26 protein-coding genes are annotated in these 26,001 nt (G+C 64.2%); 13 read left to right on the plus strand and 13 right to left on the minus strand.

Going from position 1 to position 26,001, the window contains the following annotated elements:
* Positions 1 to 28: 28 nt before the first annotated feature.
* The 5 genes from K7R21_RS03050 (at position 29) to coaBC (ending at position 5,177) form a co-directional block, all read left to right on the plus strand.
* Positions 29 to 436 carry a response regulator gene (locus tag K7R21_RS03050; RefSeq protein ID WP_224981823.1) on the plus strand — a complete coding sequence of 136 codons (408 nt, stop codon included), beginning with the start codon at positions 29 to 31 and terminating at the stop codon, positions 434 to 436.
* Positions 437 to 446: 10 nt separating this feature from the next.
* Entirely contained in the window at positions 447 to 2,018 is a 1,572-nt protein-coding gene (locus K7R21_RS03055) for an NAD(P)/FAD-dependent oxidoreductase (protein WP_224981824.1), read from the plus strand.
* An 87-nt stretch (positions 2,019 to 2,105) separates the two neighbouring features.
* Entirely contained in the window at positions 2,106 to 3,254 is a 1,149-nt protein-coding gene (locus K7R21_RS03060; RefSeq protein ID WP_224981825.1) for a 3'-5' exoribonuclease YhaM family protein, read from the plus strand.
* A 69-nt stretch (positions 3,255 to 3,323) separates the two neighbouring features.
* A complete protein-coding gene (locus tag K7R21_RS03065; RefSeq protein ID WP_224981826.1) occupies positions 3,324 to 3,953 on the plus strand; it encodes an MBL fold metallo-hydrolase in 630 nt (209 codons plus the stop codon).
* Between the two features lie 9 nt (positions 3,954 to 3,962).
* Positions 3,963 to 5,177 (plus strand): bifunctional phosphopantothenoylcysteine decarboxylase/phosphopantothenate--cysteine ligase CoaBC, encoded by a 1,215-nt coding sequence (gene coaBC / locus K7R21_RS03070; RefSeq protein ID WP_224981827.1) that lies wholly within the window; start codon positions 3,963 to 3,965, stop codon positions 5,175 to 5,177.
* Between the two features lie 58 nt (positions 5,178 to 5,235).
* Here coaBC and K7R21_RS03075 read toward each other — a convergent pair whose 3' ends face one another.
* Positions 5,236 to 6,156: a zinc dependent phospholipase C family protein gene (locus K7R21_RS03075; protein ID WP_224981828.1), complete on the minus strand. Its 921-nt coding sequence runs from the start codon at positions 6,154 to 6,156 to the stop codon at positions 5,236 to 5,238.
* A 34-nt stretch (positions 6,157 to 6,190) separates the two neighbouring features.
* Between K7R21_RS03075 and K7R21_RS03080 the strand changes: the two genes are divergently transcribed.
* On the plus strand, positions 6,191 to 6,865 hold the full coding sequence (locus K7R21_RS03080; RefSeq protein WP_224981829.1) for a uracil-DNA glycosylase family protein: 675 nt from the start codon (positions 6,191 to 6,193) through the stop codon (positions 6,863 to 6,865).
* Here K7R21_RS03080 and K7R21_RS03085 read toward each other — a convergent pair.
* A complete protein-coding gene (locus K7R21_RS03085; RefSeq protein ID WP_224981830.1) occupies positions 6,862 to 7,278 on the minus strand; it encodes a hypothetical protein in 417 nt (138 codons plus the stop codon). The genes K7R21_RS03080 and K7R21_RS03085 overlap by 4 nt on opposite strands.
* Before the next feature lie 167 nt (positions 7,279 to 7,445).
* Between K7R21_RS03085 and K7R21_RS03090 the strand changes: the two genes are divergently transcribed.
* Complete coding sequence (locus K7R21_RS03090; protein ID WP_224981831.1) at positions 7,446 to 7,766, plus strand: BON domain-containing protein; 321 nt, start codon at positions 7,446 to 7,448, stop codon at positions 7,764 to 7,766.
* A 46-nt stretch (positions 7,767 to 7,812) separates the two neighbouring features.
* Here K7R21_RS03090 and K7R21_RS03095 read toward each other — a convergent pair whose 3' ends face one another.
* The 11 genes from K7R21_RS03095 to treZ all read right to left on the minus strand — a co-directional run bounded on the left by K7R21_RS03095 (position 7,813) and on the right by treZ (position 17,694).
* Positions 7,813 to 8,115, minus strand: a complete 303-nt coding sequence (locus tag K7R21_RS03095; protein WP_224981832.1) for a DUF2795 domain-containing protein — start codon at positions 8,113 to 8,115, stop codon at positions 7,813 to 7,815.
* A 108-nt stretch (positions 8,116 to 8,223) separates the two neighbouring features.
* Entirely contained in the window at positions 8,224 to 10,032 is a 1,809-nt protein-coding gene (locus tag K7R21_RS03100) for a complex I subunit 5 family protein (RefSeq protein WP_224981833.1), read from the minus strand.
* A 2-nt stretch (positions 10,033 to 10,034) separates the two neighbouring features.
* Positions 10,035 to 10,379, minus strand: coding sequence for a sodium:proton antiporter (locus tag K7R21_RS03105; RefSeq protein ID WP_224981834.1), 345 nt, complete (start codon positions 10,377 to 10,379; stop codon positions 10,035 to 10,037).
* Positions 10,376 to 11,137 (minus strand): MnhB domain-containing protein, encoded by a 762-nt coding sequence (locus K7R21_RS03110; RefSeq protein ID WP_224981835.1) that lies wholly within the window; start codon positions 11,135 to 11,137, stop codon positions 10,376 to 10,378. The genes K7R21_RS03105 and K7R21_RS03110 overlap by 4 nt, the downstream gene beginning before the upstream one ends.
* Complete coding sequence (locus tag K7R21_RS03115; RefSeq protein WP_224981836.1) at positions 11,134 to 11,376, minus strand: Na(+)/H(+) antiporter subunit B; 243 nt, start codon at positions 11,374 to 11,376, stop codon at positions 11,134 to 11,136. The genes K7R21_RS03110 and K7R21_RS03115 overlap by 4 nt, the downstream gene beginning before the upstream one ends.
* Positions 11,377 to 11,379: 3 nt before the next feature.
* Entirely contained in the window at positions 11,380 to 11,742 is a 363-nt protein-coding gene (locus K7R21_RS03120) for a monovalent cation/H(+) antiporter subunit G (protein ID WP_224981837.1), read from the minus strand.
* A gap of 8 nt (positions 11,743 to 11,750) precedes the next feature.
* Entirely contained in the window at positions 11,751 to 12,002 is a 252-nt protein-coding gene (locus K7R21_RS03125; RefSeq protein WP_224981838.1) for a monovalent cation/H+ antiporter complex subunit F, read from the minus strand.
* On the minus strand, positions 11,999 to 12,484 hold the full coding sequence (locus tag K7R21_RS03130) for a hypothetical protein (protein WP_224981839.1): 486 nt from the start codon (positions 12,482 to 12,484) through the stop codon (positions 11,999 to 12,001). The genes K7R21_RS03125 and K7R21_RS03130 overlap by 4 nt, the downstream gene beginning before the upstream one ends.
* Before the next feature lie 57 nt (positions 12,485 to 12,541).
* On the minus strand, positions 12,542 to 13,774 hold the full coding sequence (locus tag K7R21_RS03135) for a cation:proton antiporter (protein ID WP_224981840.1): 1,233 nt from the start codon (positions 13,772 to 13,774) through the stop codon (positions 12,542 to 12,544).
* A 6-nt stretch (positions 13,775 to 13,780) separates the two neighbouring features.
* Entirely contained in the window at positions 13,781 to 15,820 is a 2,040-nt protein-coding gene (locus K7R21_RS03140; protein WP_224981841.1) for an amylo-alpha-1,6-glucosidase, read from the minus strand.
* The gene (gene treZ / locus K7R21_RS03145) at positions 15,817 to 17,694 is read right to left on the minus strand and encodes a malto-oligosyltrehalose trehalohydrolase (protein WP_224981842.1); all 1,878 of its coding nucleotides are present in this window, start codon (positions 17,692 to 17,694) and stop codon (positions 15,817 to 15,819) included. The genes K7R21_RS03140 and treZ overlap by 4 nt, the downstream gene beginning before the upstream one ends.
* A gap of 334 nt (positions 17,695 to 18,028) precedes the next feature.
* Between treZ and K7R21_RS03150 the strand changes: the two genes are divergently transcribed.
* The 6 genes from K7R21_RS03150 (at position 18,029) to K7R21_RS03175 (ending at position 25,930) form a co-directional block, all read left to right on the plus strand.
* Complete coding sequence (locus K7R21_RS03150) at positions 18,029 to 19,150, plus strand: NAD-dependent epimerase/dehydratase family protein (protein ID WP_224981843.1); 1,122 nt, start codon at positions 18,029 to 18,031, stop codon at positions 19,148 to 19,150.
* Positions 19,147 to 21,210, plus strand: coding sequence for an NAD-dependent epimerase/dehydratase family protein (locus K7R21_RS03155; RefSeq protein ID WP_224981844.1), 2,064 nt, complete (start codon positions 19,147 to 19,149; stop codon positions 21,208 to 21,210). The genes K7R21_RS03150 and K7R21_RS03155 overlap by 4 nt, the downstream gene beginning before the upstream one ends.
* Complete coding sequence (locus tag K7R21_RS03160) at positions 21,210 to 22,181, plus strand: MDR/zinc-dependent alcohol dehydrogenase-like family protein (RefSeq protein WP_224981845.1); 972 nt, start codon at positions 21,210 to 21,212, stop codon at positions 22,179 to 22,181. The genes K7R21_RS03155 and K7R21_RS03160 overlap by 1 nt, the downstream gene beginning before the upstream one ends.
* A 13-nt stretch (positions 22,182 to 22,194) precedes the next feature.
* Entirely contained in the window at positions 22,195 to 23,205 is a 1,011-nt protein-coding gene (locus K7R21_RS03165; RefSeq protein WP_224981846.1) for a Gfo/Idh/MocA family protein, read from the plus strand.
* Positions 23,206 to 23,409: 204 nt separating this feature from the next.
* Positions 23,410 to 24,543 carry a glycosyltransferase family 4 protein gene (locus K7R21_RS03170; RefSeq protein ID WP_224981847.1) on the plus strand — a complete coding sequence of 378 codons (1,134 nt, stop codon included), beginning with the start codon at positions 23,410 to 23,412 and terminating at the stop codon, positions 24,541 to 24,543.
* 289 nt (positions 24,544 to 24,832) lie between these two features.
* On the plus strand, positions 24,833 to 25,930 hold the full coding sequence (locus K7R21_RS03175; protein ID WP_224981848.1) for a CgeB family protein: 1,098 nt from the start codon (positions 24,833 to 24,835) through the stop codon (positions 25,928 to 25,930).
* Positions 25,931 to 26,001: the final 71 nt, after the last annotated feature.

A 26,001-nucleotide genomic window follows, 5' to 3' on the forward strand; every position in this document is an offset into this window, starting at 1 on the left:
TCCCATTCCATCATGCCTTGAGGTCGAGATGACAGCAGAAAACAGGGGCAAAATACTCCTGGTAGACGACGACAAGTTCTTCCTGAAGGTGATGTCCGATGCCTTCACCGGCGCGGGCTTCTCCGTGGTGACCGCGGAGGACGGCGTCCTCGGCGTCAAAGCCTACGCTGCCGATGCTTTCGATGCCGTCATACTCGACCTGGTCATGCCCCGGATGGGAGGGGTGAGCGCTTCCCTGGAGATCGGGCGTCTGGCCAAGGAGGTGGACCCGATCATCGTCATGCTGACCTCCATGTTCCAGGGCGCCCCGCACGAGCACCCCATCCCAGAGATGGGCGCCAAGGTGCACATCCCGAAATCCACCCCTCCGTTGGACATCGTCATCATCGTCGAACAGCTCCTGGAAAGAAAACGGCGCGGAACCGGCGCCGCCTGACGGACACCCCATGCCATTTCTGTTACGTAACCTCACCCTGAGCCCCGGGGTGGAGGAGAGTGCGCTACGCCCGCTGGCCGCTGCCAAGCTCGGCGTGCGCGAGTCCGAGATCACCGGCGTCACCCTGGTCAGAAAGGGAGTCGACGCCAGGAAAAAGGGTGCCATCAAGCTGGTGTACACGGTGCAGGTGACACTCCGGGATGAATCGCGTGTGCGTCCTCACGGCGACGTCGCGCCCGTCGAGGCAGCCGTCCCGCTGCGTTTCCCGAAGCTCACCTCACCGGAGCGCATCGTCATCGTCGGCATGGGGCCGGCCGGATTGTTCGCGGCCCTGCGGCTCGCCGAGTACGGCCTCACGGCGCGGGTCCTGGAGCGCGGGCGTGACGTGGACCGGCGCGCATCCGACGTATCCCGCTTCTGGCGCCTGGGCGAGCTGTGCGAGCAGAGTAACGTGCAGTTCGGCGAGGGGGGAGCGGGGACCTTCTCCGACGGCAAACTGACCACGAGGGTCAAGGACCCCAACTGCGGCTGGGTGCTGGAGCGCCTGGTCGAGTTCGGCGCGCCCCCCGAGATTCTCTACGCCGCCAAGCCCCATATCGGCACCGACCGGCTGCGCGCCGTGGTGCGCGGCATCCGGGAGCGCCTGATCGAGTCGGGCTTCCGGGTCGGCTTCGAGAGCCGGCTCACCGGCATCGGCATCGGCCAGGGGCGGGTGCACAGCGTTGTGGTGAACGACGCCGACGAGGAGCCGTGCGACTCGCTGGTGCTGGCGCCGGGACACAGCGCGCGCGACACGTACGCCCTGCTGCACGAACTGGGGGTGACCCTGGAGCAGAAGCCGTTCGCGGTGGGACTCCGGGTGGAGCACCCGCAGGCCCTGATCAACGAGATCCAGTACGGCCGCAACGCGCATCCCGCGCTGCCGCCGGCGGAGTACGCGCAGACCTACAACAACGAGGTGACTGGGCGCTCCGCCTATTCCTTCTGCATGTGCCCGGGCGGGGTAGTGGTCGCAGCCGCCTCCGAGACGGGCGGTGTGGTGGTGAACGGCATGAGCGGCTACCGCCGCAACGGCCCCTACGCCAACAGCGCCCTCGTGGCCACCGTCGGTCCCGCTGACTTCACCGGGACCTCCCCGCTGGCCGGGGTTGAGTTTCAGCGCGAACTGGAGCGGCGCGCCTTCGTGGCTGGTGGGGAAAACTACCGGGCGCCGGCCCAGAGCCTGCTTAACTTTATTGGCCGGGGCGGGGGGAGGATTCTCTCCAGCTACCGTCCCGGCGTGACCGAGTATGACCTCGCCTCGCTGCTCCCGGCGCCGGTCGCCGCGACCTTGAGGGAAGGGATCGAGCACTTCGACCGCAAGATGCGCGGTTTCATCAGCGCCGAGGCGACCCTTACCGCGGTGGAGACGCGGACCTCCGCGCCGCTGCGCATCGTCAGGGGAGGGGATCTGCAGTCCCTGAGCCACCGCGGCCTCTACCCGACGGGGGAGGGCGCTGGGTATGCCGGCGGCATCATGAGCGCCGCCCTCGACGGCATCCGCGTGGCCGACGCCATCGCGGCGAGGATTGCCGCAAGCTAGAATCGGTATCGCAAAGAACGCGGCATCGCCGCGAACACCGGAACCGGCTGCCCCAACACGGGGCCTTTTATTACAAGGAGCCTTACTTTGAAAAAGAACGTTGCCGAAATAAAGGACCGCGACATCGTTGAAGCGGTCTTCCTGGTCAAGGAGAAGATCGTTGCCATGGCCAAGAACGGCAAGCCGTACCTCACCCTGAAGCTGATGGACAAGACGGGGGAGGTGGACGCCAAGGTCTGGGACAACGCGGACCAGGTCGGCTCCCTCTTCGACCGCAACGACTTCCTGGCGGTCAAGGGCAAGGCGAGCGTCTATCTCGGCAAGATGCAGTTGATCATCTCCGAGCTGAAGCGGGTCCCGGAGGAATCGGTGCAACTCGCCGATTTCCTCCCGGAGACCGACAGCGACATCAAGGCCATGGTCGCCGAACTGGACGCCCTGGTGGCAAGCCTGACAGACCCGGACCTCGCGCGCCTGTTGCGCTCCTTCTTCGAGGACCCGGAGCTTTTGGCCCAGTACCGCACGGCGCCGGCGGCCAAGGGGATGCACCACGTCTATCTGGGTGGGCTCCTGGAGCACTCGCTTGCCGTCGCCAAGTTGGTCGATGCCATGGTGCCGCTCTACCAGGGGCTCAACCGCGATCTCCTTGTCGCCGGCGCGCTCCTGCACGACATCGGCAAGGTGCGCGAGATGACCTACCTGCGCTGCTTCGACTACTCCGACGAGGGTAAGCTGCTCGGCCACATCACCATCGGCGTCGAGATGCTGCAGGAGCGGATCGCACGACTCCCCGGCTTCCCGGTCGAGCTCGCCATGCTGTTGAAGCACATGATCCTGTCGCACCACGGCCAGTACGAGTACGGCTCGCCCAAGCGTCCCAAGACGCTGGAGGCGACCATCCTGAACTACCTGGACGACCTCGACTCCAAGATCAACGGTATCAGGACCCACATCCGCAAGGAGCCGGACAACCCGTCGCGCTGGACCTCGTACCACCGCCTGTACGACCGCTACTTCTTCAAGGAGAAGCCGCTTGTCGAGCAGGGGGGAGGGGAGCAGGCTGAGAACCCCGCGGTCTTGGCCGACTGCCTGGAGCCTTCGGAACTGATGCCGGAAACGGTGCCGGCCCCGGCCCAGCAAGCAAGCGAACCCACAAGGCCGGCACAAGAAAAGCGTGGAGGCGACCAGGGGCGCAAGGCATTCAGCAACAACCCGTTTGCCGTCCTGAAGAAGTGACATCTGCCCGCATCTACCGGAGAGCCCCCCGCTGCATTGACCGGGGGCTGCCAGCACGGAGGAATTGCCATGTTATTTGAGACTATAGTGGTGGGGCCGTTGGGGGTGAATTGCTTCATCCTCGGGGATAAACAGAGCAACGAAGGGATGATCGTCGATCCCGGCGCCGACTGCGAGATGGTCCTCGCCGCAGTGAGCCATTTCGGCATCAAGGTCAAGTACATCGTCAACACCCACGGCCACTTCGACCATATCGGCTGCAACCGCAGCTTGAAGGAGAAGACCGGCGCGCAGCTGCTGGCCCACAAGGAGGATGTCCCGTTCCTGGTCAACGCGGCGCGTTCGGCCCAGAAGTACGGGCTGACCGTGGAGAACTCGCCGGAGCCGGATGCCTTCCTGACCGACGGCATGAAACTGGAGCTCGGCCGCCGGGTGATCGAGGTGCTGCATACCCCCGGCCATACCCAGGGCGGATGCTGCCTCTACCTCGCCAACGAGAAGCTCCTGATCAGCGGCGATACCCTGTTCGCCGACTCGGTCGGCCGCACCGACCTCCCCGGCGGCAGCCACGAGCAACTGATCCAGTCGATCAAGACCAAGCTCATGCCGCTCCCGGACGATACCGTTGTCTGGCCCGGCCACGGCCCCTCCAGTACCATCGGGCAGGAGCGGAGCTTCAACCCGTACCTCAACGAGTAGGGGGAACAGATGCTGAAAGGCAAGGAGATCGTTCTCGGGGTGACCGGCGGCATCGCCGTCTACAAGGCGGTGGAACTGCTGCGCCTGCTGGTGAAGGCGGGCGCCAACGTGCACGTGGTGATGACCAAGTCGGCCACGGAATTCGTCACTCCGCTCACCTTCCAGACCCTGTCCCGCAACCCGGTGCACCTGGAACTCTTCAACCTGATTTCCGAGGAGAAGATCGGCCACATCGCCCTCGCGGACCGCGCCGACCTCTACATCATCGCGCCAGCCACGGCCAACTGCATCGGTAAGCTTGCCAACGGCATCGCCGACGACCTCTTGACCACCACGGTCATGGCGACCCGGGCTCCGGTTCTCATCGCCCCCGCCATGAATGTCAACATGTACCGCAACAGCATCTATCGCGAGAACGAGGCGCGCCTAAAGGCACACGGCTACCTCTTCGTCGCCCCCGCCTGCGGCATGCTGGCCTGCGGTTACGAAGGGGAGGGGAAGCTGCAGGCGCCCGAGGTAATCTTCGAGGAGGCGGTTGCGGCCCTGACTCCCAAGCGGCTGGCGGGAGAGCGGATCCTGGTCACCGCCGGGCCGACGCTCGAAGAGATCGATCCGGTACGCTACATCAGCAACCATTCCTCCGGCAAGATGGGATACGCTATCGCCCGCCAGGCGCGCCTGAGAGGTGCGCAGGTTACGTTAGTGACCGGGCCGAGCTGTCTCGTCCCACCGCTCGGAGTGGAGGTGATCAAGGTTCAGAGCGCGCAGGAGATGCGGGACGCGGTGCAGGGATGCCTGCCCCGGATCGACGTCGTCATCAAGGCAGCCGCGGTGGCGGATTACCGGCCCAAGACGCGCGCCGGCGAGAAGGTCAAGAAGAGCCAGGAGAGCCTCTCCATCGAATTGGAGAAGAACCCGGACATACTGGCGGAGCTGGGTGCCAGCAAGGGGGATAGGATCCTGGTCGGTTTCGCCGCCGAGACCCAGGACCTGGTCCGCAACGCGGGGGCGAAACTCAAGGCCAAGAACCTGGACCTGGTGGTGGCCAACGACGTCTCCCAGGAAGGCGCCGGCTTCAACGTGGACACCAACATCGCGAAGCTCTTGTTCAGCGACGGCCGCATCGAGGAACTGCCGATGATGGGAAAAGAGGAACTGGCGGGGGTGATCCTGGAAAACGTGGATACGTTGCGGGCTGAAAAGCGGGGCAGGACCAAGGTATAAAAGCGCTTCCCCCTCCCCAGCTCTCCCCTCCGGGGGCGGGAGCTGTCAGGGAGCGGGGCTACTTCGAAAGAATCTGCAGCAGCAGTTCCGGCTCGCAGATCGCTTCTTTCAGCTTCAGCTTCAGTTCGTCGAGTTCGGCGTAGGCTTGCGGCTTGCTGATCTTCCCGGTGCGGTACAAAAGCCTCAGGTTCTTGCGCACCGCCTCCGCCGCCGCCAGCGCCCGCTCGCCGGTCGGGTCGGCGTGGAAGAAGCGCGAGGATTCGTCGTTGTTCAGGAAGTCGAAGACCGCTTCCTGGGCCAACTGCATGTATTCCTCCCGGTCGTTTTCCTCGAGGGAGTAACGCGAGGTGTCGGACAGGGTCTGCAGGATGCCCTGCCATTTCTCCAGGCGGCTCACCAGCAGGATAGAGTTGAAGATCTTCTTGTTGGTGCCGAAGGAGAAGATGGTGTCCGAGAGTACCTTGCGCAGCAGCTGATCGTTGCTGCTGAAGTGTTCCAGCGAAACCTTCCTGGCGGTCTCCCAGATCTCCTTTTCCACGTAGTTTTCGAAGCGCATCTCCCAGTAGGCGTGCTTCAGCGTAAGCGACGAGAAGCTGCGCATCACCTTGTACGGGACGTAGTAGTTGTGGGCGATGCAGTCCGCAGCCAGGTGGCTTAGATATCCGTAGGCGCAGGCCTGTTGGGCAGGATCGCCCGCCTTGTCCAGAACCCGGTGCCCGACGCGCCAGCGGTGGCAATGGTGCAGGTAGTGAGTGAACTTCTTGCCCAGGGTGATGTCGGCTGCGATGGTGCCGTAGAGGAAGTCGTAGGGATGTGCCGAGATAATGGCGGCAACGGCAGGCTTCAGGGCATCGAGATTGTTCAGCACGTTCATGCCCAGTTGAAGGTGCACGCCGGCGCCCCAGGCGAGGGCCTGCTCAGGGAGCGCCAAGATCAGCAGGGATGTGACGAGAAGTAAAAGCGGCATGCTTTCGAGCATAGTTAATGAAACCGGAAATGTAAAGGGGTTTAGGATGGCGGAAATGGAGGAGCGGGAGCTGTTGTTGCGCTCCCTGAAGGGGTACCTGGTGGACCTGGCCGACAGCGGCGTGGACGAACTCGCCTACGGCACCGTGGCCGTCGCGGCCCCGCCTTTGACGGCGACTGCTTCCGCTACTCCGGCCGTGCCCCCCGCTGTGTCCATCGAGACTACTGAGCCCGCTGTCCCCGCTGGGCCGGTTGCACCGGCAGCACCGGTAGCATCCGCGGCGTCTGACGAGGAGCCGCCGTGCCGGCAGGAGGGAGCCACCCAGGCACGCCTGCTCTTCCTGATGACCGGACCCGGCTACGACGGAGCGGCCGGTGACCTTTTGGCCAAGATCATCGGGGCCATGAAATTCAGTACCGACCAGGTTTGCCTGCTGACGTTCGACACCGGAGTCGACGCCGAAGCCATGGCACGATGCCTCGCCAAGAGGGTCGATGCCGTGGGACCGGAGGTGGTGGTTACGCTAGGCGAGGAGGCGACCCGCCTGGTGGTAGGCGGGAAGGTCAACCTGGAGCGGGTGCGCGGCCAGTGGCAAGGGGTGCGGGGCAGGGCGGTGATGCCGACCCTGCATCCGGACGCACTGCTCTCGGACGAGGGGCTCAAACGTCACGTCTGGGAGGATATGAAGCTCGTGATGCGCCGACTGGCCGGGGCGGGCTAGTGCGGGGAGGAACAGGATTTCAACTTCCCCGTTTCGAACAGCGTGATGGGCTGCTGCCCGACACAGGTCTTGCCGTCCACTTCGATCCGTGAGGCCAGGACGCAACTCTCCAGCTTACCGGAAGGGTAGAAACTTATGAAGCTGTACTCGTTGCAGACCAAGTCCTCGTAGTAAAAAAAGTTCTTGGTGATGCAGCTTTTAAGCATTCCCTGTTCATAGAATTCCGCAGTAGAGAGCATGTTGCAGGTCACACCGCTCAAGATGGTGATGTCGCCCAGGTTGCATGACTTGAGCTCGCCGTTGGGATAGTAGAGGATGTCGGAACCGGCATTGCAGATGGTCGCGTCCAGCGCCAGTGCCTGTCCCGTTGCCACAGTCAGCAGGAAAATCAGAATCAGCAGCATCTGTTTCATAGATCACCTCCAGCGACAGTGTTGACTCACCCCGAACCACCCCGCCAAGTATAGATTCACCCTTGAATAATTCAAATCATGCCGGTCCTCGTTTCTTGACGCCATCTGCTGATTAGTTATCCTTAATCGGTTCCAGGTGGCAAAATTCTGCGAGAAAGGAGATCGTCATGGGAAAAGCAAAACGAATCGTCATGGTCCTTGTCAGCGCCTGTCTACTCACCTCCATGGTCGGGTGTAGCCACACCCATACCACCACACATGAAACGGCTGGCGAGTACGTCGATGACTCTGTCATCACCACCCGCGTCAAGGCCGCCATCTTTGATGAATTGGCGCTCAAGACCTTCCAGATCAACGTCACCACCTACCAGGGTGTGGTGCAGTTGAGCGGGTTCGTGGACTCGGCTGAGAACGCGAGAAAGGCTGGTGACATCGCCCGCGGTGTGAAGGGAGTACGGGAAGTGACGAACGACCTGATTACCAAGTAACGAGGTAAAAAAAAGCCCCCTCCCGAGAGGGAGGGGGCTTTGCTTGTTAGTGGTGTGCCCTGCTGTGGGATTTACCCTGGTCTGCCTGCCCGCTTGTTTGTTGTTTAGACCTCGATTTGCTGGATTGCCCGGATTCCTCACCGCCACGCTCTTTCCCGAAGGACTTCATGACGTCGGCCATGTTGCCGTATTCCCGGTCTTCCATTTTCTGGATTTCGTCGAGGACCACTTTCTCTGCTTTCATGTGCTGAGCATGTTTGAGCAGGTCCTGTTTCTCAGCCGGGAAGTCTATGCCTTTGAGATGTTTCGTTACGTTTGCCGGTGAATGACCAGTGCCTCGGGTTGCCATAACTTCCTCCTTTTGCTGATGTACTTTTTCCCGATCACAAGTCGATTGTATTGAATTGGTTTTTTTTAATCAACACAAAAAGCCCGTTCAATTGAGGCCGGGACAGTGTCAGAACCAGAACTGTGCCAGCACCATCATGATGCCGGTGCCGCAGATGAACCAAGTGACGTAATCGCCGATGTAGCCGCTGTGGACGCGGCGCAGGATACTTACCGGTCCTCGCAGCAGCGCCTTCACGCTTTCCCGCCCGCGCCCACGCAGCGGCCCGGGGCCGAGGAAAACTGTGGCGACGGCCAACGCTGCAACCGCGGTAACAAGTGGGATCGCCACACCCGGCCTTGCCTGCGGCACCGCGTCTTGCGCCGGCGCCGGCTGTCCATGCAGGACCAAGGCATGATAGCCGGCGCGGTCGATGAAGCGTGCGGCGGCCTGCTGCGTCACGTGCTGCGCCTGTGGCAGGATCCCTACGACCAGTGAGAGAACAAGGAGCAGGCCCAGGGAGACCAGCATGATGCGGGGCGTCGGACCGTGCGAGTGACCGGTCTCCGATCCCTCTTCACCGGTGGCGGGGGCCGAACTCGAGACGGCGTCGGGATGTCCCAGGCCAAAGAAGATGCCGCCGGCTGCACGTAGCACTGCGCCCGCTGTCAGCGCAGAACAGAGCGACAAGAGCGGCGAGAGGTAATGGTAGTCGAGACTGGAAGCTGTTTCCTCGATGATTCCCTTGCCGGCCCAGGTGCCGAAGGGGGGGAGCCCGGACAGGGCCAGGCCGGCAACGCAGAAGAGCACGCCGGTCACGCGCAGGCTCCGGCACCGGCCATGCAACTCTTTCTCGTCGACCGAGCGGTGGTGGTACACCAGCACGCCGGTGCCGATGAACAGGGCCCCCTTAACGAAGCCGTGTCCGGCGATGTAGAGAAGGGTTCCTGCCAAGGCTTGCCGGTCCAGCAGCGCCAACCCGGCCAGAATCATGCCGCTATGGCTTACCGTCGAGTAGGCCAGCAACCGTTTCAGGTGCCGCTGCAGGCAGGCCATTACCGCACCGATTACCGCGGTGGCGATGCCGGTACCGAGAAGCATCTGGCGCATCACTTCGGGGTCGAGGGTGGCGCTGAAGACGACCCAGTAAATGCGTGCCACGGCGTAGAGGCCAAGCTGCACCATGATCCCGGAGAACAGGACCGAGGCGGGCGTCGGCGCCACCGAATGCGCATCGGGCAGCCAGAAATGGAAGGGGAGCACCGCCCCCTTGATCATGAACCCGACGGCGAGCAGGATGAAGGCTGCGCTCACGGCGGGACCGGCAGGTTTGCCCGATAGCGCCGCGCCCGCCCAGGCGAGGTTGAGACCGCCGGTCTCCCCGTAGATCAGCGCGATACCCAATAGCACCACGAGGCCCGCAACGCTGTTCATCACGGCGAAGTTCAACGCCCCTTCCAGGGGACCGCTCTCCTCGATCTTGTAGCCGGTCAGCGCGTAGGCGGCCACCCCCATCAGCTCGAAGTAGACGAACATGTTGAAGAGATCGCCGGTCAGGGCAAAGCCCTGCAGCGAGGCGAGGAACAGGAGCATCAGCGTGTGGTAGTAGGTGCGCACGGCATGGAAATGATGCCAGGAGAAAAGCAGTGCAGCCGAGGTGAGCAGCGCCGCCAGCAGCGCGAGGCCGGCCGAAGCGGGGTCGATCACGAAGGCGATCCCGGCGGGGAAGCCGCGCATGGGGGTCCAGTCGCCGAACCAGTAGACGATGGTGCCGGTGAGGGACGTCCTGAGAAGTTGCAGGTCGATGGCGGCGACGGCCAGCGCGGTCGCCAGGGAGAGCACATCCAAAACGCGGCGCCGTGAGCTTACTTGCTCCAGTGCCGCCAAAAGGGTCGCCATGAACAGGGCGGTGATAACGGGGAAGGGCGCGAGTGTCATGGCTAACCCCTCTGGGGCGGCTCTTTACGCGGATCGAGCGTCCCGGTCAGCTTGTGCCTCTGCAGGGCGAAGGCGAGCAGCAGCGCGGAGACGGCGGCACCCACCACGATGTCGGTCAACGTCAGGGCCTGGACCACCGGGTCGACCATGCGTGCGTGGCCGGGGATTTCGTCGGTGATCGGCGCGGTCCCGCCCTGCAGGTAACCGATGGAGAGGAGCAGCAGGTAGGTGGACGACTGGGCCACGAAGAGGCAGCTCACCAGGTGAATCGTGTTCCTGCTGGTCGCGATTCCGTAGAGGCCGACCAAGAGCAACTCGATGACAATAAGGTAGGGGAAGACGCTCACGGTTTCTTCTCCTTACGGATCACGAGCACCTGCCTGAGAAATGCCACTATGAGGAGCAGGAACGCGCTGGTCACCTCGGTTCCCACGGTGATGTTAAGGAGGGGAAGGGTGCCGGCCGACAGGAGCTCCCCCTTGTCGCCCAGTGGCAGCAGGTTGTGCAGGTAGCGGTATCCCGCCGGCAGCGCGAGCAGGCCGATGATCACGTACCCGGCCGCACCGCCGGCCTCGAGGTGGGATACAGTATGGTCGCGCGACATACCGAGCAGATCGTCATACTCCCCGCTCAGGTAAACGTAGTAGAAGGCTGTCGCGAGGAGGACGCCACCCTGGAAGCCGCCGCCGGGGGTGAGGTGGCCGTGCAGCACGATGTAGATACCGAGCAGCAGGGTGAAGGGGAACATCAGGACCCCCAGGCCAAGCACGGCGGGGGCGGGCTGGATCCACTGGCGGTCGGAGGTCTGGTCCACCGGCTCTTGCGCCACCTCGGATTCCTGGCGCCGCAACAAAAGTAGACAGCCGGCGACGGCGGCGAAGAGGATGAACTCCTCGCCGAGAGTGTCGAAGCCACGGTAGTCGAAAGTGACCGACGCGACGGCCTGCTGGACGTGGCGCAACGGTTCCATGGTGACCAGAATGGCAGGCCCATAGGTGCCCCGGTAGTCGCCGAAGGGGGGGAGGGCATCGAGGGCGCGCAGCAGGGACGCGCCGAAAAGGAGGGCTCCCAAGAAGAAGGGGAGATGGCGCCGTTTGCCGCTCATTTCCGGTCACCGGTACGTGCTTTGGCCACGGTGAGCAGCACCATGAGGGGGAATGCGACGGCGCCGACCACCATTTCCGAAAGCGCCACGTCCGGGGCTTGCAGCACCACGAACAGGAGGCTCAGTGTGAGTCCAAAGAACCCGGCGACGAACGTCTGCAGCAGCGGGTCGCGTGTGGTCACCACCGCCCAGCCGGCAGCCCCTACGGTGAAAAAGGTCACCGCTTGCAAAGGGTCCACGTGTCACTCCTCCACCGGGGTAGCTTGTTCCGGTGTCTCTCGCTCCCGGTTCGGGCCCGATACCTCTTCCTGCAGCCGTTTCCGGTGCGCCTCGCGCAGGTAATGGGCCCTCGCTGCCGCGAAGGTGATTACTGGGTTGCCGATCACCAGAACCAAAAGTACCAGGCCCGCCTTTATCGTCGGTGCCCCCAGCCCCTCCTGAACGGCTATGGCCGCGGCGACCGCCGCGCATCCCAGGACGGCGGGGGGAGCCAGGTAGTGCAACTTGCGGTACACCCCCTTCATCACCATGAGCCCCAGACAGGAGAAGGCGCAGATTGCCAGTGCGAAGCACAGGAGCAGGATGACCCAAATGCCGGCCGGCATGTCGGGGCTCACAGCCAGCGCTCCAAGAAACGAAGGTAGACCAGCCCCGAGGCGAGGGAGAGGACAGTGAGCACCAGCGACAGGTCGAAATAGATGGTGCGGCGATACCCTTCGGCCAGCAGCAGAACGATCAGGACCGCGAAGAGCTGCGCCATCTGCAAGGCAACGAAGCGCTCCAGGGGCGTCCCGGTATAGCAGAGCCATCCACAGGGGAGCATCAAGATGACCAGGACCAGGGCGGCGACGAGCCAGATGTTCATGGCAGCTCCACGAAGAGCCGGTCGATGGTGGAGAGGTCCTTGCCCACCAGTTGCCGGATCAGCACTTTCTTTTGGTCTTTATCGACGAAGACAAGGTAGCTGTTGGGAGTGATGCATACGCCGAAGGTCATCCAGGCACGCCGGGCCGATTCGTGCGCGTCCTCCGGGAAGTCGAAGCTGTGTTCTATCATGACTCCATCCTCTTCCCCGCCGCCAAGCGTGCGAACCAGGGCGACCAGCAACTGCCAGGACTCGGAGAACATCGCCAACGGAATGCGCCAGAGCAGGAGAAGCCAGGACGGTTTCAGGCGCAAGGGACTACGGAAGGAATCACGCAGCAGGCCAACCAGCCAGAGGGCGAGCAACGCCGCCGCCCCCCCCGTGACTGCCTCGGCCAGGTCCGCCTTGGCGCAGAAGAGCATGTACAGTCCCAGAAAGAGGAGCCAAGTCACTACAGCGGTGGCGATGGCTTTTTTATTCATGAATAAAATTCCTCCGCCATCCAGCCCCCCTCGTATCGAGTGAGGGGGAATCAGGTACTACTTCCCGTTCAGCAGACGCCCCAGCGTGGGGCCCTGCACGAGTATCGAGAAGAGCACCACCATGTAGGTCGCCATGACCAGGATGTGTACCCCCGGCCCCCGGGGAAGCGACATGGCGAGGGCGATGGCGATGCCGCCGCGCAGGCCGCTCCAGGTCATGATAGTGGCGTCGCGCAACGAGAATGGCTCCCGGAGCCGCACCAGCCCCCCCACGGCCAGCACGGAAAGGAACCTACCCAGCAACACCACGGGGATCACCATCAGCCCGGTGGAGATGTGGATCAGGGTGAGCCGGTTGCTCAACACCAGCACCTCCAGCCCGATCAGGGTGAACAGGATCGCGTTCAGGTACTTCTCCACCAGGTCCCAGAACTGGTCCAGGTGCTCGCGGGTGTGCTCGGTCATGGCGAGCTTCCTGCCCCGGCCGCCGATCAAGAGGCCGGCCACCACCATGGCCAGCGGTCCGGAAACTCCGACCAGGAGTGCCAGTGAGTACCCTCCAAGCACCAGCGCCAGCGTAATCAGGATCTCCAGCCGGTAGTTGTCGACGGTCTTGATGATGAGGTACCCGGCCCATCCCAGCACGGTGCCGAAAGCGATCCCGCCAGCGGCCTGGGTGACCAGGGTGTCGAACACCATCCGTGCGGTCGGCTGCGCCGTCCCCTGCGACACGGCCAGCAGGGTCAGGAACAGTACGATGCCGATGCCGTCGTTGAAGAGCGCCTCCCCGGCGATCCAGGCGTTGAGCCGGTCCGGGATGCCGTGGCTCCTGAGCGTCGGGAGCACGGCTACCGGGTCGGTGGGGGACATGATGGCGCCGAAGAGCAGCGACTGGGCCAGCCCGACCTTGAGCCCCAAGATGAGCGTAATCAGGTGGAATCCGGCGCCGATCGCCCCCGCCGAGACCAACACCCCGGCTACGGCAAACAGGGCGATGCTGAGCTTCACGTTGAGGAGTTCTTCCACCTTGACGAAGAGGCCGCCGGCGAAGAGGAGCAGGCTCAGGATCCCCTGCAGGAACAGGACGTCGAAGTCGATGCGGCTCATGATCCGCTGCGCCGGGGTCATCACATCGATCCCCAGCGCCAGCAAAAGCCACAGCAACAGGGACAGGAGCAGGCTCTGCAGCATGAGCCCGACCGTGGGCTCCAGCTTCAGGAAGCGGTGATTGATATAGGCGAAGGCCGCGGTGAGCGTGGTCAGAAGCGCCGTGATCTGGAAGACGCGCATCCCGCGTCACTGGGCCGTCTTGAGCCAGCAGCGCAGCATCTCCGCCACGCTCCAGGCCTGGGCGATGCATCCCTTCGGGTTATACGGCTGTTCGGCGTCGAAGATCTCGCTGATGGAGCCGATGCACTGCTGGTTCAACTGCTGCACCAGTCCGTCCAGGAAGCTGCGCGCGGCGCCGACCTGTTCCGGGTAGAGCTTGAGCCACGAGTCGATGAAGGTGCCGATGAGCCAGGGCCACACCGTCCCCTGGTGGTAGGCGGCATCGCGCGCCCTGAGATCGCCATGGTAGGTGGGCTTGTAGTCGGTGTGCCCGGGGGCAAGGGTGCGCAGGCCAACCGGCGTCAGGAGACGCTGGCGCACCGTGTCCAGCACGTTGGGCCAGCGGTCCCGTTCGAGGACCGGGTAGGGGAGCGAGATGGCAAAGAGCTGGTTCGGGCGGCAGGCGTTGTCGTCGCCGAGTTCGCCGTCCACCACGTCGTAGAGGTAGCCGCCGTCCGCGTACCAGAAGCGCTGGTTGAAGGAGCGATAGGTCTGGTCGGCGTAGCCGCCCAACTGGCGCGAGTACTGTTCGTCCCCCATATGCTCGGTCCACTGCTGCATCAGGCGCAACGCGTTGTACCAGAGCGCGTTCAGTTCCACCGCCTTGCCCCGGCGCGGCGTCACCACCCAGTCGCCGACCTTGGCATCCATCCAGGTGAGCTGGTATCCTTCGGCGCCCTGCTTCAACAGGCCGTCGCTCGGGTCGACGCCGATGCCGAAGCTGGTGCCGGAAAGGTGCCGGTCGATGATCTCGCGCATCTGGGGCATGATCATGTGCAGCGTCGCGCGGTCGTTGGTGTATTCCAGGTAGCGGTTCAGGGCGTGGAAGAACCAGAGGCTCGCGTCGGCGGTGTGGTAGAGCCCCTCGCTGTGCCCCTCGGGGAAGAGGTTGGGGATGAGCCCGTTCTTCACGTAGTGAGCGAAGGTGCGCAGGATCCACCCGGCCTCGGTGTGGCGCCCGGTGGCCAGGGTGAGCCCCTCCAGGGAGATCATGGTGTCGCGCCCCCAGTCGGTGAACCAGTGGTAGCCGGCGATGACAGTGCAGACCTCGTCCCCCATGGCGTGGGCGCGCACACTTTCCTTGTGCCGCCCGGCAGGGGTGATGATGAACTGGTCGGTGGCGAGGACCAGTTCGGCAGGGAGCCCCTGGCGTGCCCTCGGGTCCGCCGCGGCCAGGAGCAGCCGGCGCCGTTCCCGTTCCATCTCCAGGGCGGCCGACGGGGCCAGCGCCGCGAGGGTCTCCCAGCTTTCAGTGGAGGCGGTGAGTGCGGCGTCCTGTCCGATACCGAGGTCAACGGCGAAGTAGCCGGCGGTCCAGAGCGTCCCCAGAGAGTCGTAGCCGCGAGAGCTCTCGACGTCGTAGAATATGTCGGTACTGTGCTTTTCCTCCAGGGTAAAGTTGCCCCGGCCGCCGTTGATCACCAACCGGAGCTGTGGTGAGTTGGTGCCGGAGGAGATCTGGTAGCGGTTCTGTACCGCGGTGAACATGTAGGGATCGTCGGAGACGATGTCCACCGAGGCGTCGTGTGGCCGGAACTGCAGGTAAGGCTGCAGCTTCAGGCGCACCATCTTCTCGCCGGAGATGAGGCGGTAGATCAGGTGTACCGTGTTCTGCCGGTGCACCATGACCAGTTGCTTCTCGATCACGGTGCCGTTGATCTCGTAGTGCCAGACCGGGAGGCCGTCCTCCAGCCGGAAACCGGTCAGGTATTCCATGCCGTGAAAGTCGAGCCCTGCCTCTTTCTGGTCCCCGCCGAAACGCACCATGCTGCCATCGGGAAAGCGGATGGCCTCGGTGAGCCGGTTCAGCATCACCAGGCGTCCCATGGGGGAGGGGTAGGCGGCGATGAGCAACCCGTGGTAGCGCCGGGTCAGTGCACCGCAGACGGTGCCCGAGGCGTACCCCCCCAGCCCGTTGGTCAACAGCCACTCCTGTTCCAAGAGTTGCCGCGTCTTCTCTTCCTCGTCGTGGCGGTCGAAATGGAATTCCCGCGTCACCGTGGTCATGACTGGTTCCCTCCTTCCGGCACCGGAATCAGTACCAGCGTCGCGTATCCCTGTAGACGCCAGAATTTCTCCGTGTCGAGCTTCGGCGTGCCGGAACCGCCGAACTCGATCTTTTCACTGCTCCAAAGGATCTCCCAGGAGGACCCGAGGGGCGGCGCGAGCATCGGTTCCGGGATCGGCACCAGGTGCTGCTCGCGTCCCAGGTTGACCAGCACCAGGCGCTGCTCGTCCTCGAGGAAATAACGGAGGAGAAAACCCGCCCGTCCCAGGACCGCCCCCTCGATATGACAGGCGTAGCCGCGGCTGAAGACCGGATCCTCGCGCCGTAGCCGGATCAGGTCGCGGTAGAGCGCGTACACCTTGCCGTGGCGCTCCCTCTCTCTCAGGTCGAGGCGCGACTGCTGGAAGGTCTCCAGCTCGTAGGGCTTGTCGATGGTATCGATCACCTCGGGCGAATCGATGTTGGTGAACTGTTTCAGGAACTCGATGCGACCGGTATGGACCTGCTGCGAGATCTCCGGGTTGAGGTCGGCGAAGTAAAGGAAGGGGGAACTGGCGGAGAACTCTTGCCCCTGGAAGATCATCGGGGTTTGGGGGAGGAGGAACATGAGCGCCGCCATCGCCCGCAGACCGGCCGGGTTGGTGAGCCGGTCGATGCGGATGCCCCAGGCGGAGTTGCCGATCTGGTCGTGGTTCTGGATGTAGTTGATGTAGCAGCTGGGGCTGTGGCCCATGGTGGGGGAGCCACGCCGCTTTCCCTGCCAGAAGTAGAACTGCCCCTGGTACAGGTAGCTCCACTTGGCGCAGGAGATCATCTCCTGGGGAGATCCGTAGTATTCCGAATAGTAGGCGTCGTGGTAACCGGTGAGGGCGACGTGGGCGGTGTGGTGGAAGTCATCGTTCCAGACCCCGTCCATGCCGAAGCCCCCTCGCTCCCTGGGCTGCAGGCAGCGGAAGTCCTGGTTCTCGTTCTCGGCCACCAGCAGCAGGCGACGCTTGCCGGCGCGCTCCCGGACCCGGCTGGTGATGTCCCCCAGGATGTGGATCTCGGAGGTGTCGATGATGGCGTGGGTGGCGTCGAAACGCAGGCCGTCGATGTGAAACTCGTCGATCCAGTAGGCGGCGTTGGCCATGAAGAACTCGCGCACCGGGCCGCACTGCCTGCCGTCGAAATTCATCACCTTGCCCCAGTCGCTTTCCTTGTCGCCGTAGTAGAAGTCGGAGTAGCGGGCCAGGTAGTTCCCCTCCGGGCCAAAATGGTTGTAGACCACGTCCAGCAGGACGCCCAGCCCCAAGCTGTGGGCGCGGTCCACGAAGCGGCGCATATCGTCGGGCCTACCGTAAAGACGGGTGGGGGCGAAGTGGTTGACCCCGTCGTAGCCCCAGCCGAACCGACCGGGAAAGTCGGCCACCGGCATCACCTCGACCAGGGTGATCCCCAGCTCCTTAAGTGCCGGGAGCTGCTCCTCGGCGGCGTGCCAGGTCCCTTCCATGGTGAATGTGCCCAGGTGCAGCTCGTAAATCACGTGCCCCTCGCGCTCCACCCCGGGCCACTCCTGGTCGCTCCAGGCAAAATCGTTCGGGTCGATCACCTGGGATGGGCCGTGCGGGCCTTCGGGCTGGAACCGTGATGCTGGGTCGGGAAAACATTCGCCGCCGTCCAGGCAGTAGCGGTATCGCGAACCGGCACTCGCCTCGCGGCAGGTGCCGGAAAAGTAGCCACTTTCCTCGGGGGCGAGCACCGTTGCCTGCGGAGCCGGAGTCCCCTCGAGGACCACCTCGACCTCCATGTGTCCCGGCGCCCAAACCCTGAAATTCACGCCATCCGGTACCACCTCCGCACCGATCGGCATCCTTCTCTGTACCGCGGCCATCGTCCCCCCAATACCCTTCAGTGTCTGGGAAAATTAACACGCTCTAAAATAACACACTCCGCGAATTTTAAAACCGAAGCGGCGCCGGTCCATCTTCATGTGCCTTTCATTCCCTCGCGCGAACCTCGCGAATGACGCAACTGTCAGTGGCGGTGGGGGCGGGAACATCCCCCATGTCCGCCATCTTACTGGGGTAAAAAGCGCATTTTTGTATGAACTGGTTTGACAGAAAATCCGTCACTGTTAGTATTGAGTTTTGTTAATTTGAATGAATTAACTTTGTACTAATTAGACGACCGCTACCGCAGATATCTCACCCCCCAGGGAGGATCCTATGTCAGGGAGCGTTCTTATCACGGGAGGGGCCGGCTTCATCGGTTCCCACCTGGCGGACGAGCTGCTGCGTCACGACTACCGGGTGCGCGTGCTGGACAGCCTGGTGCCGCAGGTCCACGGTCCCGATGCGGGCCGGCCCGCGTACCTCGACCCCGAGGTCGAACTGATCAAGGGGGACGTGCGGGACCCGGCGGCAGTGCAAAAGGCGCTGGTCGGCACCGAGGCGGTGTTCCACTTCGCCGCCATGGTCGGGGTGGGGCAGAGCATGTACGAGATCGAGCGCTACACCTCGGTGAACAACTGTGGCACGGCGGTACTGCTCGAGGCGATGGCGCAGGCACAGGGGGAGAGAAAGCTCATCGTCGCCTCAAGCATGAGCATCTACGGGGAAGGACGTTACCGGGACGGCAGCGGGGCCTACTACGACGACGTGAAACGGGAGGTCGGGCAGTTGCAGCGGGGGAGCTGGGAGCCGCTACTCAAGGAGAGTGAGCCGCTCATCCCGGTGCCGACGCCCGAGCAGAAGACGCCATCCCTCGCCTCGGTCTATGCTCTAAGCAAGTACGACCAGGAACGCATGGCGCTCATCGTCGGGGGGTGCTACCGGATCCCGGTCATTGCCCTGCGCTTTTTCAACGTCTACGGAACCAGGCAGGCTCTCTCCAATCCCTACACTGGGGTATTGGCCATCTTCGCCTCCCGCCTCATGAACGGCAATCCGCCCCGCATCTTCGAGGACGGCCGGCAGCAGCGCGACTTCGTCAGCGTGCACGACGTGGTCACCGCCTGCCGCCTGGCGCTGGGGGTGGACCAGCAGAAACAGCAGCTCTTCAACATAGGTAGCGGCGCCAACATCTCCGTACTGCAGGTGCTGGAGCGTTTCTGCCAAGTGCTCAATATGGACTCCGTCGAACCCGAGATCACCGGCAGTTACCGCGCCGGCGACATCCGCCACTGCTTCGCCGACATCACCAGCGCCCGCGAGGTCCTCGGGTACGCCCCCCGGGTCAACTTCGAAGACGGCCTCAGGGAACTGGCGGGGTGGCTGGAAGGGGAAGTGGCGATAGATCGGGTTGCCCAGGCGCACGCCGAGCTGACCCAGCGGGGGCTGACGCTATGAGCTGGCCAGTCGAATCGCTACCGGACAAGTTCGGCATGGTCGAGTGGTTCCGTCCCGGGGAACGGGGGCGGGTGGAGCGGGTGCTCGCCGACATGAAGAAGCTCGGAGCGAAGCGTCTGCGCACCGGCATCTCCTGGGCTGACTGGTACACCACTGAGGGGCGGGAGTGGTACGACTGGCTGGTGCCGCGCCTGTCCAGCGAGGTTGAGTTGCTTCCTTGCGTGCTCTACACGCCCCCGTCCATCGGCCTGGAGCCCAAGACCTCCTCGCCCCCCAAGAGGGCCCTCGACTACGCCGATTTCATCGACCTCTTTATCACCTCCTTCGGGGACCACTTCGAGTACGTGGAGCTCTGGAACGAGCCCAACAACTTGAGCGAATGGGACTGGACCCTCGACCCGCACTGGACCGGGTTCGGCGAGATGATCGGGGCTGCGGCGTACTGGGCCAGGAAGCGGGGCAAGAAGACCGTGCTGGGCGGGATGAGCCCCATTGACGGGCACTGGCTCTGCCGCATGTTCGACCTGGGCGTCATGGAGTACATCGACGTGGTGGGGATCCACGGCTTTCCTGACATCTTCGACTACACCTGGAAGGGGTGGGCGCGCAACGTCTCCATGGTGCGGGAGATCCTGGACCAGCATGACTCTCCCTGCGACATCTGGGTTACCGAGGCCGGCTTCTCCACCTGGCAGCACGACGAGTTCAAGCAGGCCCGGGTCTTCCTGGAGTTCCTGGAGGCGCCGGCGCAGCGCCTGTACTGGTACGGCGCCGACGACCTGGATCCGGGACTGGCCGCGGTGGACCGGTTCCACCTGGACGAGCGCGAGTACTACTTCGGATTCCGCAAGGCGGACGGCACACCCAAGCTGCTCTACCGCTTGCTCGAGGAGGGGAAGGTGACGGCGATAAAAAAGGTCGGGGAAGTGGCGACGGCGGCCCCGGTACGTACAAGCTCGGCCGGGGACAAGGCGATCCTGGTTACCGGGGGGGCGGGCTTCATCGGCACTAACCTGGTGCACCACCTGGCCCGCGAGGGGAAAAGGGTCATCGTCTACGACAACCTGTCTCGCCCGGGCGTGGAGGAGAACCTGCTCTGGCTCAAGGAGAACTGCGGCGACCGGCTCGAGGTGAGGATCGCGGATACCCGGAACCACCTGGCGCTGCACGACGCCATCGCCCAGTGCTCCCACGTGTACCACTTCGCTGCCCAGGTCGCGGTTACCACCAGCATCGACAACCCCGCCGCCGACTTCGCCATCAACGGGCTGGGGACCTTCGCGCTACTGGAGGCGATCCGCACCGCGAAAGAGCGCCCGTCGCTCTTGTTCACCTCGACCAACAAGGTGTACGGCGGCATCGAGGGGTGTCGCATCCGCAAAAACGGCAGTCGGTACCAGCCGCTCGACCCGGAGCTCAGGCGCTACGGTTTCGGTGAGGGGACCCCGCTCGATTTCCTGAGCCCCTACGGCTGCTCCAAGGGGTGCGCCGACCAATACGTGCTCGACTACTCGCGCAGCTTCGGCATCAACGCTGCCGTGTTCCGCATGAGCTGCATCTACGGCCCGCACCAGTACGGCACCGAGGACCAGGGATGGGTGGCCCACTTTGCCATCCGGACACTGAAGGGTGAGCCGATCACCCTCTATGGCGACGGCTACCAGGTGCGCGACCTCCTCTTCGTCGAGGACCTGGTGGACGCCATGTGCCGCGCCGGCGCGGTGATGCCGAAGATCTCCGGCCAGGCCTTCAACATCGGGGGCGGCCCAGAGCGCGCCGCGAGCCTCTTGGAGCTTTTGGACCTGCTGCGCGACCTGCACGGCTCCCTGCCGCAGGTCAGCTTCGACGAGTGGCGAACCGGGGACCAGCGCTACTACATCTCCGACACCAGGAAGTTCGCGGCGGCGACCGGGTGGGCCCCGCGCCATTCCGTTCGGGAAGGAGTGGAGCGCCTGTACCGGTGGCTGTGCCAGTCGCTGGGAACATCGCCGCGCGGCGCCGAGACGGCTGAAGAGAAGAAGAGAAAAAGCTACCCGGCTCCGGGTGTGGAGGCGATGTGATGAGCAAGATGATGCAGGCTGCGGTGATCACCGGCCCGGGTGAGGCCGCCGTGCAACTGGTGCCTCGTCCGGAACCGCAGGAGGGAGAGGTGTTGGTTGCCCTGGAGGGGTGCGGCGTCTGCGCCTCGAACCTCCCCTTGTGGCAGGGGCGCAGCTGGTTCAATTACCCGGCCCTTCCGGGTGCCCCCGGGCACGAAGGGTGGGGGAGGGTGCAGGCGCTGGGCGAAGGAGTTCAGGGAGTGAAGATCGGCGACCGGGTCACCTTTCTCTCCTACAACGCCTACGCTCAATACGACATGGTACGGCACGACGCCCTGGTGAAGATCCCGGCCTCGCTGGACGGGCAGCCTTTCCCGGGAGAGCCGGTCGGCTGCGCCATGAACGTGTTCCGCCGTTCCGCCATCGAACCGGGGCAGACCGTGGCCCTGATTGGGGCCGGGTTCCTGGGTGCCATCTTCACAGCGCTCGCTACGGCGCGGGGCGCGCACGTGATCGCCCTCTCGCGCCGCGGCTTCGCCCTGGAGCTCGCCAAGCGCTGCGGCGCCGAGGAGACCGTGGTCCTGGATGACCACCAGCGGGTCATGGACCGGGTGCGGCAGCTGGCCGGAGAGCGTGGCTGCGATCGGGTTGTGGAAGCCACCGGATACCAGTGGCCGCTGGATCTGGCCGGGGAACTGGTGCGGGAAGGGGGCAAGATCGTCATCGCCGGCTACCACCAGGACGGGCTGCGCCAGGTCAACGTCCAGCTCTGGAACTGGAAGGGGATCGACGTCATCAACGCGCACGAGCGCTACCCGCGCGTCTACCTCGAGGGGATGCGCGCCGGCATCGCCGCCGTGGAGTCGCGGATGTTTCCGCTCAAGGAGCTGATCACCCACAGTTTCAGCCTCGACGAACTGGGACGCGCCTACCAGGCGCTGGAAGGGCGTCCCGACGGCTTCCTGAAAGGGATGATCCGTATCGAGCATTAGGAAAGGGGAAGTAATGAGGAAGAAACAGGCACTACCGAGACTTGGCTTTCTCGGCACCGGCTGGATCGGCCGGCACCGGATGGAGGCCATCGTGAAAAGCGGGGAGGCCGAGGTGGCCGCCATCGCGGACCTTTGCCCTGACAACGCCCGGGAGGCGGGGGAACTCGCGCCCGGGGCGCCGATCATGGAGTCGATGGAGGAACTCCTCGAACTCGACCTGGACGGCGTGGTGATTGCGACGCCCAGCGCGGGCCATTGTTACCAGGCGCTGCGCGCCCTCGACCGCGGCCTGGCCGTGTTCTGCCAGAAGCCGCTGGGGAGAAACGCCGAAGAGGCGCAGCTCGTAGTTGGGGCGGCGCGGGCGGTGAACCGGCTCCTGGGGGTCGATTTCTCCTACCGTTACACCGACGCCATCCAGAAGATGCACCAGCTGGTGAGTTCGGGCGAACTGGGGCAGGTCTACGCCGCCGACCTCGTCTTCCACAACGCCTACGGTCCCGACAAGGACTGGTTCTACGACCCGGAACTCTCCGGGGGAGGCTGCCTGATGGACCTGGGAAGCCACCTGGTCGATCTTGCCCTCTGGTTCTTCGGATACCCCGAGGTGCGCAGCGTGTCCAGTTCCATCTTCGCGGGCGGCGAGCGGCTCAAGGTCGGCTCCGGCAAGGTCGAGGACTACGCGGTGGTTTCCCTGGTGCTTGAGGATGGGCACGCGGTGCGGGTGGCCTGTTCCTGGAATGTCTCGGCGGGACGCGATGCCGTCATCGAGTCGAGCTTCTACGGGACCCACGGCGGCGTGAGCTTCAAGAATGTGCAGGGCTCCTTCTACGACTTCGTGGCTGAACGCTTCCGTGGCACCACCTCCGAGACCATCGCCGCTCCACCGGACGAGTGGGGGGGACGCTGCGCCGTGGCCTGGGCGCGCCAGTTGAGATTAGGAGGCAACGGCTTCGATCCTCAGGCGGAGCAGTTGGTCCGGGTGGCCGAGGTCCTCGACGCCGCCTACGGCAGGTCATCAAGGTAAGCCGGTAATCAGATACACCAATACAGCGATAAGTCGATACGTCGCGCCGGGCGGCGCTTCAGCACTACCATCTCGGGGAGATCCGGGCATGGGAACGGCTGTCGCTTCGCCTCGTGCGGCCTGTTCAACTCATGAGATGACAGTGGCTTAGTGGCTAATATTTCGAGTGATTATTTAACAGGACTGCAACCGGGATTTTTATTCATGAATAAAGTTGTTTCTCCCACAACAGCAAGCGATGCTCCCCCTGTCGGGGCACCGGGACTGATACTGATGACTGCGGATCCCATCGGCGGGGTCTGGAACTACGTCTTGGAACTCTGCCGCGGCCTGGCCCCTCACGGGGTGCAGATCGCGCTCGCCACCATGGGGCGCCCGCTCTCACCGGGACAGCACCGCGAGGTGGCCGACGAGGCCAACGTCACCCTCTACGAGAGCGGCTATCGGCTGGAGTGGATGGAAGATCCGTGGGCCGACGTGGAGAAGAGCGGCGAGTGGCTCCTTTCCCTTGAGGCGGAGCTGAAACCGGACCTGGTGCACCTGAACGGCTACGCCCACGCCGCGCTCCCCTGGCGCCGCCCCTGCCTCGTGGTGGCCCACTCCTGCGTTCTTTCCTGGTGGGAGGCGGTGCGCGGCGAGCAGGCGCCGCAGCGGCTGGACGATTACCGGGTTCGGGTGTCCCGGGGGCTCGCCGCCGCGGATCTGGTGGCCGCCCCTTCTACGGCGATGCTCGATTGCATCAGGAGGCTCTACTTGCCGCTCCCCGAAGCGCAAGTGATCTACAACGCCCGCGGCCGCACCCGCTTTCGTCCCGGCATGAAGGAAGACTTCATCCTGTCGGTGGGGCGGGTCTGGGACGAGGCCAAGAACATCGGCGCCCTGGTGCGCAACGCCTACGACCTCCCCTGGCCGGTGTATGTGGCGGGGGAGATCAACCAGCCCGGCGGTGGGGCTGCCAACGTCGACGGGGTGAACCGGCTCGGCTTCCTGGCGCCGGAATCGCTGGCCCCCTGGTATGCTGCCGCTGCCATCTACGTCCTCCCGGCGCGTTACGAACCCTTCGGACTCACCGTCCTCGAGGCGGCCCAGTCCGGTTGCGCCCTGGTCCTCGGCGACATCCCCAGCCTGCGCGAGCTCTGGGACGGGGCGGCCCTGTTCGTCGACCCGGAGTCGGCGATGGACCTGCAAAAGCAGTTGCGCGCGCTCTGCGCCGACCGCAGCCGCCAGGCGAGCCTCAGGGAGAAGGCGCTGGAGCGCAGCCGTAGTTTCACCGCCGCCAAGATGACCGCCGGGTATCTCTCCCTGTACAGCCGGCTCCGTGGTGGCAGGCCTGTATAAAGATGCAGTGAAGGATCCCCCTCCCTAACCCTCCCCCTCCGGGGGAGGGGATAATGGGAAGCCGGTGCCGGTATCCTCCTCCCCCCGGAGGGGTTGGGATGATGTGAAGCTGATGCCGGTAACCTCCTCCCCTCGGAGGGGCTGGGATGATGGGAAGCTGGTGCCGGTATCCTCATCCCTTCGGAGGGGCTGGGATAATGGGAAGCCCGTGCCGGTATCCTCCTCCCCCCGGAGGGGGGAGGTCGGGAGGTCGAGAGGGGGGAAATCAACTTGGAGGGCACGCTGACCGATGCGCATCGTGATGTTTTACCACTCCATCCTTTCGGACTGGAACCATGGCAACGCCCATTTCCTGCGCGGCATCGTCACCGAACTGGGGCAGCTTGGGCACGAGGTGACGGTCTATGAGCCGGAGAATGGCTGGAGCTACAGCAACATGCTGCGCGACAGCGGCGATGCGGCCGTGCGCGGCTTCGAGCGCGCCTATCCCGGCCTCACCGGTACCCGCTACCTGCTCGATGAACTGGACCTGGACCGGGCCCTGTTCGGCGCGGATCTCGTCATCGTGCACGAGTGGAGCGACCACGAGCTGGTCCGGCGCCTGGGGGGGCATCGCAAAAGCGGCGGCAGCTACCGGCTGCTGTTCCACGATACCCACCACAGAAGCGTCACCGACGAAGAGTCCATGGCAGCCTACGACCTTTCCGGCTTTGACGGCGTGCTGGCCTACGGTGCAAGGATTCGGGAGATCTACCTGGCCCGTGGCTGGGCCGAGCGGGCCTGGCTGTGGCACGAGGCGGCGGACGTGCGGGTGTTCCGGCCGATGCAGTCGCCTGACAAGGTGGGAGACGTGGTCTGGATCGGCAACTGGGGCGACGACGAGCGCAGCCAGGAGATCCGGGAGTTCTTCATTGAGCCGGTGCGCCGGCTGCATCTGAAAGGGGTGGTGTACGGCGTGCGCTACCCGAAGCAGGCGCTACAGCTTTTGGCCGAGGCGGGCATCGGCTACGGTGGCTGGCTCCCGAACTTCGAGGTGCCCCGGGTGTTCAGTCGGTTCCGGCTCACGGTTCACATCCCGCGCCGCCCTTACGTGGAGGCCCTGCCCGGCATCCCCACCATCCGTCCCTTCGAGGCGTTGGCGTGCGGCATCCCGCTGGTCTCGGCGCCCTGGGTCGACAGCGACCGGCTTTTTACCGGCGGCGTCGACCTCCTCTACGCCCGGGACCGGAAGGAGATGGAGTGGCAGATGCAGAGCCTGCTGCACGACCCTGTGCTGGCCAGGAGCCTTGCCGAGCACGGCAGGGAGACCATCCTAGCCCGGCACACCTGCCGCCACCGCATGGAGGAGCTGCTGGCCATCTGCAGCGAGCTCGGCATAAAGCAGTAGTGGGTATGTCCTGGTAACTTCGGGTGCTGGTAACTTCAGGATGCACGTGAACCAGAGTTACCCCCCTTGTG

The sequence above is a fragment of the Geomonas agri genome, assembly GCF_020179605.1.
Classification (GTDB): Bacteria; Desulfobacterota; Desulfuromonadia; order Geobacterales; family Geobacteraceae; genus Geomonas; species Geomonas agri.

What these genes read in the sequence shown, in the direction of transcription:
- K7R21_RS03055 (WP_224981824.1), top strand. Translation starts at nt 447, where the DNA reads ATGCCATTTCTGTTACGTAACCTCACCCTGAGCCCCGGGGTGGAGGAG.
- K7R21_RS03120 (WP_224981837.1), bottom strand. Translation starts at nt 11,742, where the DNA reads ATGCCGGCCGGCATTTGGGTCATCCTGCTCCTGTGCTTCGCACTGGCA.
- treZ (WP_224981842.1), bottom strand. Translation starts at nt 17,694, where the DNA reads ATGGCCGCGGTACAGAGAAGGATGCCGATCGGTGCGGAGGTGGTACCG.
- K7R21_RS03085 (WP_224981830.1), bottom strand. Translation starts at nt 7,278, where the DNA reads ATGAAACAGATGCTGCTGATTCTGATTTTCCTGCTGACTGTGGCAACG.
- K7R21_RS03170 (WP_224981847.1), top strand. Translation starts at nt 23,410, where the DNA reads ATGAATAAAGTTGTTTCTCCCACAACAGCAAGCGATGCTCCCCCTGTC.
- K7R21_RS03140 (WP_224981841.1), bottom strand. Translation starts at nt 15,820, where the DNA reads ATGACCACGGTGACGCGGGAATTCCATTTCGACCGCCACGACGAGGAA.
- K7R21_RS03050 (WP_224981823.1), top strand. Translation starts at nt 29, where the DNA reads ATGACAGCAGAAAACAGGGGCAAAATACTCCTGGTAGACGACGACAAG.
- K7R21_RS03100 (WP_224981833.1), bottom strand. Translation starts at nt 10,032, where the DNA reads ATGACACTCGCGCCCTTCCCCGTTATCACCGCCCTGTTCATGGCGACC.
- K7R21_RS03080 (WP_224981829.1), top strand. Translation starts at nt 6,191, where the DNA reads ATGGCGGAAATGGAGGAGCGGGAGCTGTTGTTGCGCTCCCTGAAGGGG.
- K7R21_RS03135 (WP_224981840.1), bottom strand. Translation starts at nt 13,774, where the DNA reads ATGCGCGTCTTCCAGATCACGGCGCTTCTGACCACGCTCACCGCGGCC.
- K7R21_RS03175 (WP_224981848.1), top strand. Translation starts at nt 24,833, where the DNA reads ATGCGCATCGTGATGTTTTACCACTCCATCCTTTCGGACTGGAACCAT.
- K7R21_RS03095 (WP_224981832.1), bottom strand. Translation starts at nt 8,115, where the DNA reads ATGGCAACCCGAGGCACTGGTCATTCACCGGCAAACGTAACGAAACAT.
- K7R21_RS03150 (WP_224981843.1), top strand. Translation starts at nt 18,029, where the DNA reads ATGTCAGGGAGCGTTCTTATCACGGGAGGGGCCGGCTTCATCGGTTCC.
- K7R21_RS03065 (WP_224981826.1), top strand. Translation starts at nt 3,324, where the DNA reads ATGTTATTTGAGACTATAGTGGTGGGGCCGTTGGGGGTGAATTGCTTC.
- K7R21_RS03090 (WP_224981831.1), top strand. Translation starts at nt 7,446, where the DNA reads ATGGGAAAAGCAAAACGAATCGTCATGGTCCTTGTCAGCGCCTGTCTA.
- K7R21_RS03110 (WP_224981835.1), bottom strand. Translation starts at nt 11,137, where the DNA reads ATGAGCGGCAAACGGCGCCATCTCCCCTTCTTCTTGGGAGCCCTCCTT.
- K7R21_RS03165 (WP_224981846.1), top strand. Translation starts at nt 22,195, where the DNA reads ATGAGGAAGAAACAGGCACTACCGAGACTTGGCTTTCTCGGCACCGGC.
- K7R21_RS03160 (WP_224981845.1), top strand. Translation starts at nt 21,210, where the DNA reads ATGAGCAAGATGATGCAGGCTGCGGTGATCACCGGCCCGGGTGAGGCC.
- K7R21_RS03125 (WP_224981838.1), bottom strand. Translation starts at nt 12,002, where the DNA reads ATGAACATCTGGCTCGTCGCCGCCCTGGTCCTGGTCATCTTGATGCTC.
- K7R21_RS03155 (WP_224981844.1), top strand. Translation starts at nt 19,147, where the DNA reads ATGAGCTGGCCAGTCGAATCGCTACCGGACAAGTTCGGCATGGTCGAG.
- coaBC (WP_224981827.1), top strand. Translation starts at nt 3,963, where the DNA reads ATGCTGAAAGGCAAGGAGATCGTTCTCGGGGTGACCGGCGGCATCGCC.
- K7R21_RS03130 (WP_224981839.1), bottom strand. Translation starts at nt 12,484, where the DNA reads ATGAATAAAAAAGCCATCGCCACCGCTGTAGTGACTTGGCTCCTCTTT.
- K7R21_RS03075 (WP_224981828.1), bottom strand. Translation starts at nt 6,156, where the DNA reads ATGCTCGAAAGCATGCCGCTTTTACTTCTCGTCACATCCCTGCTGATC.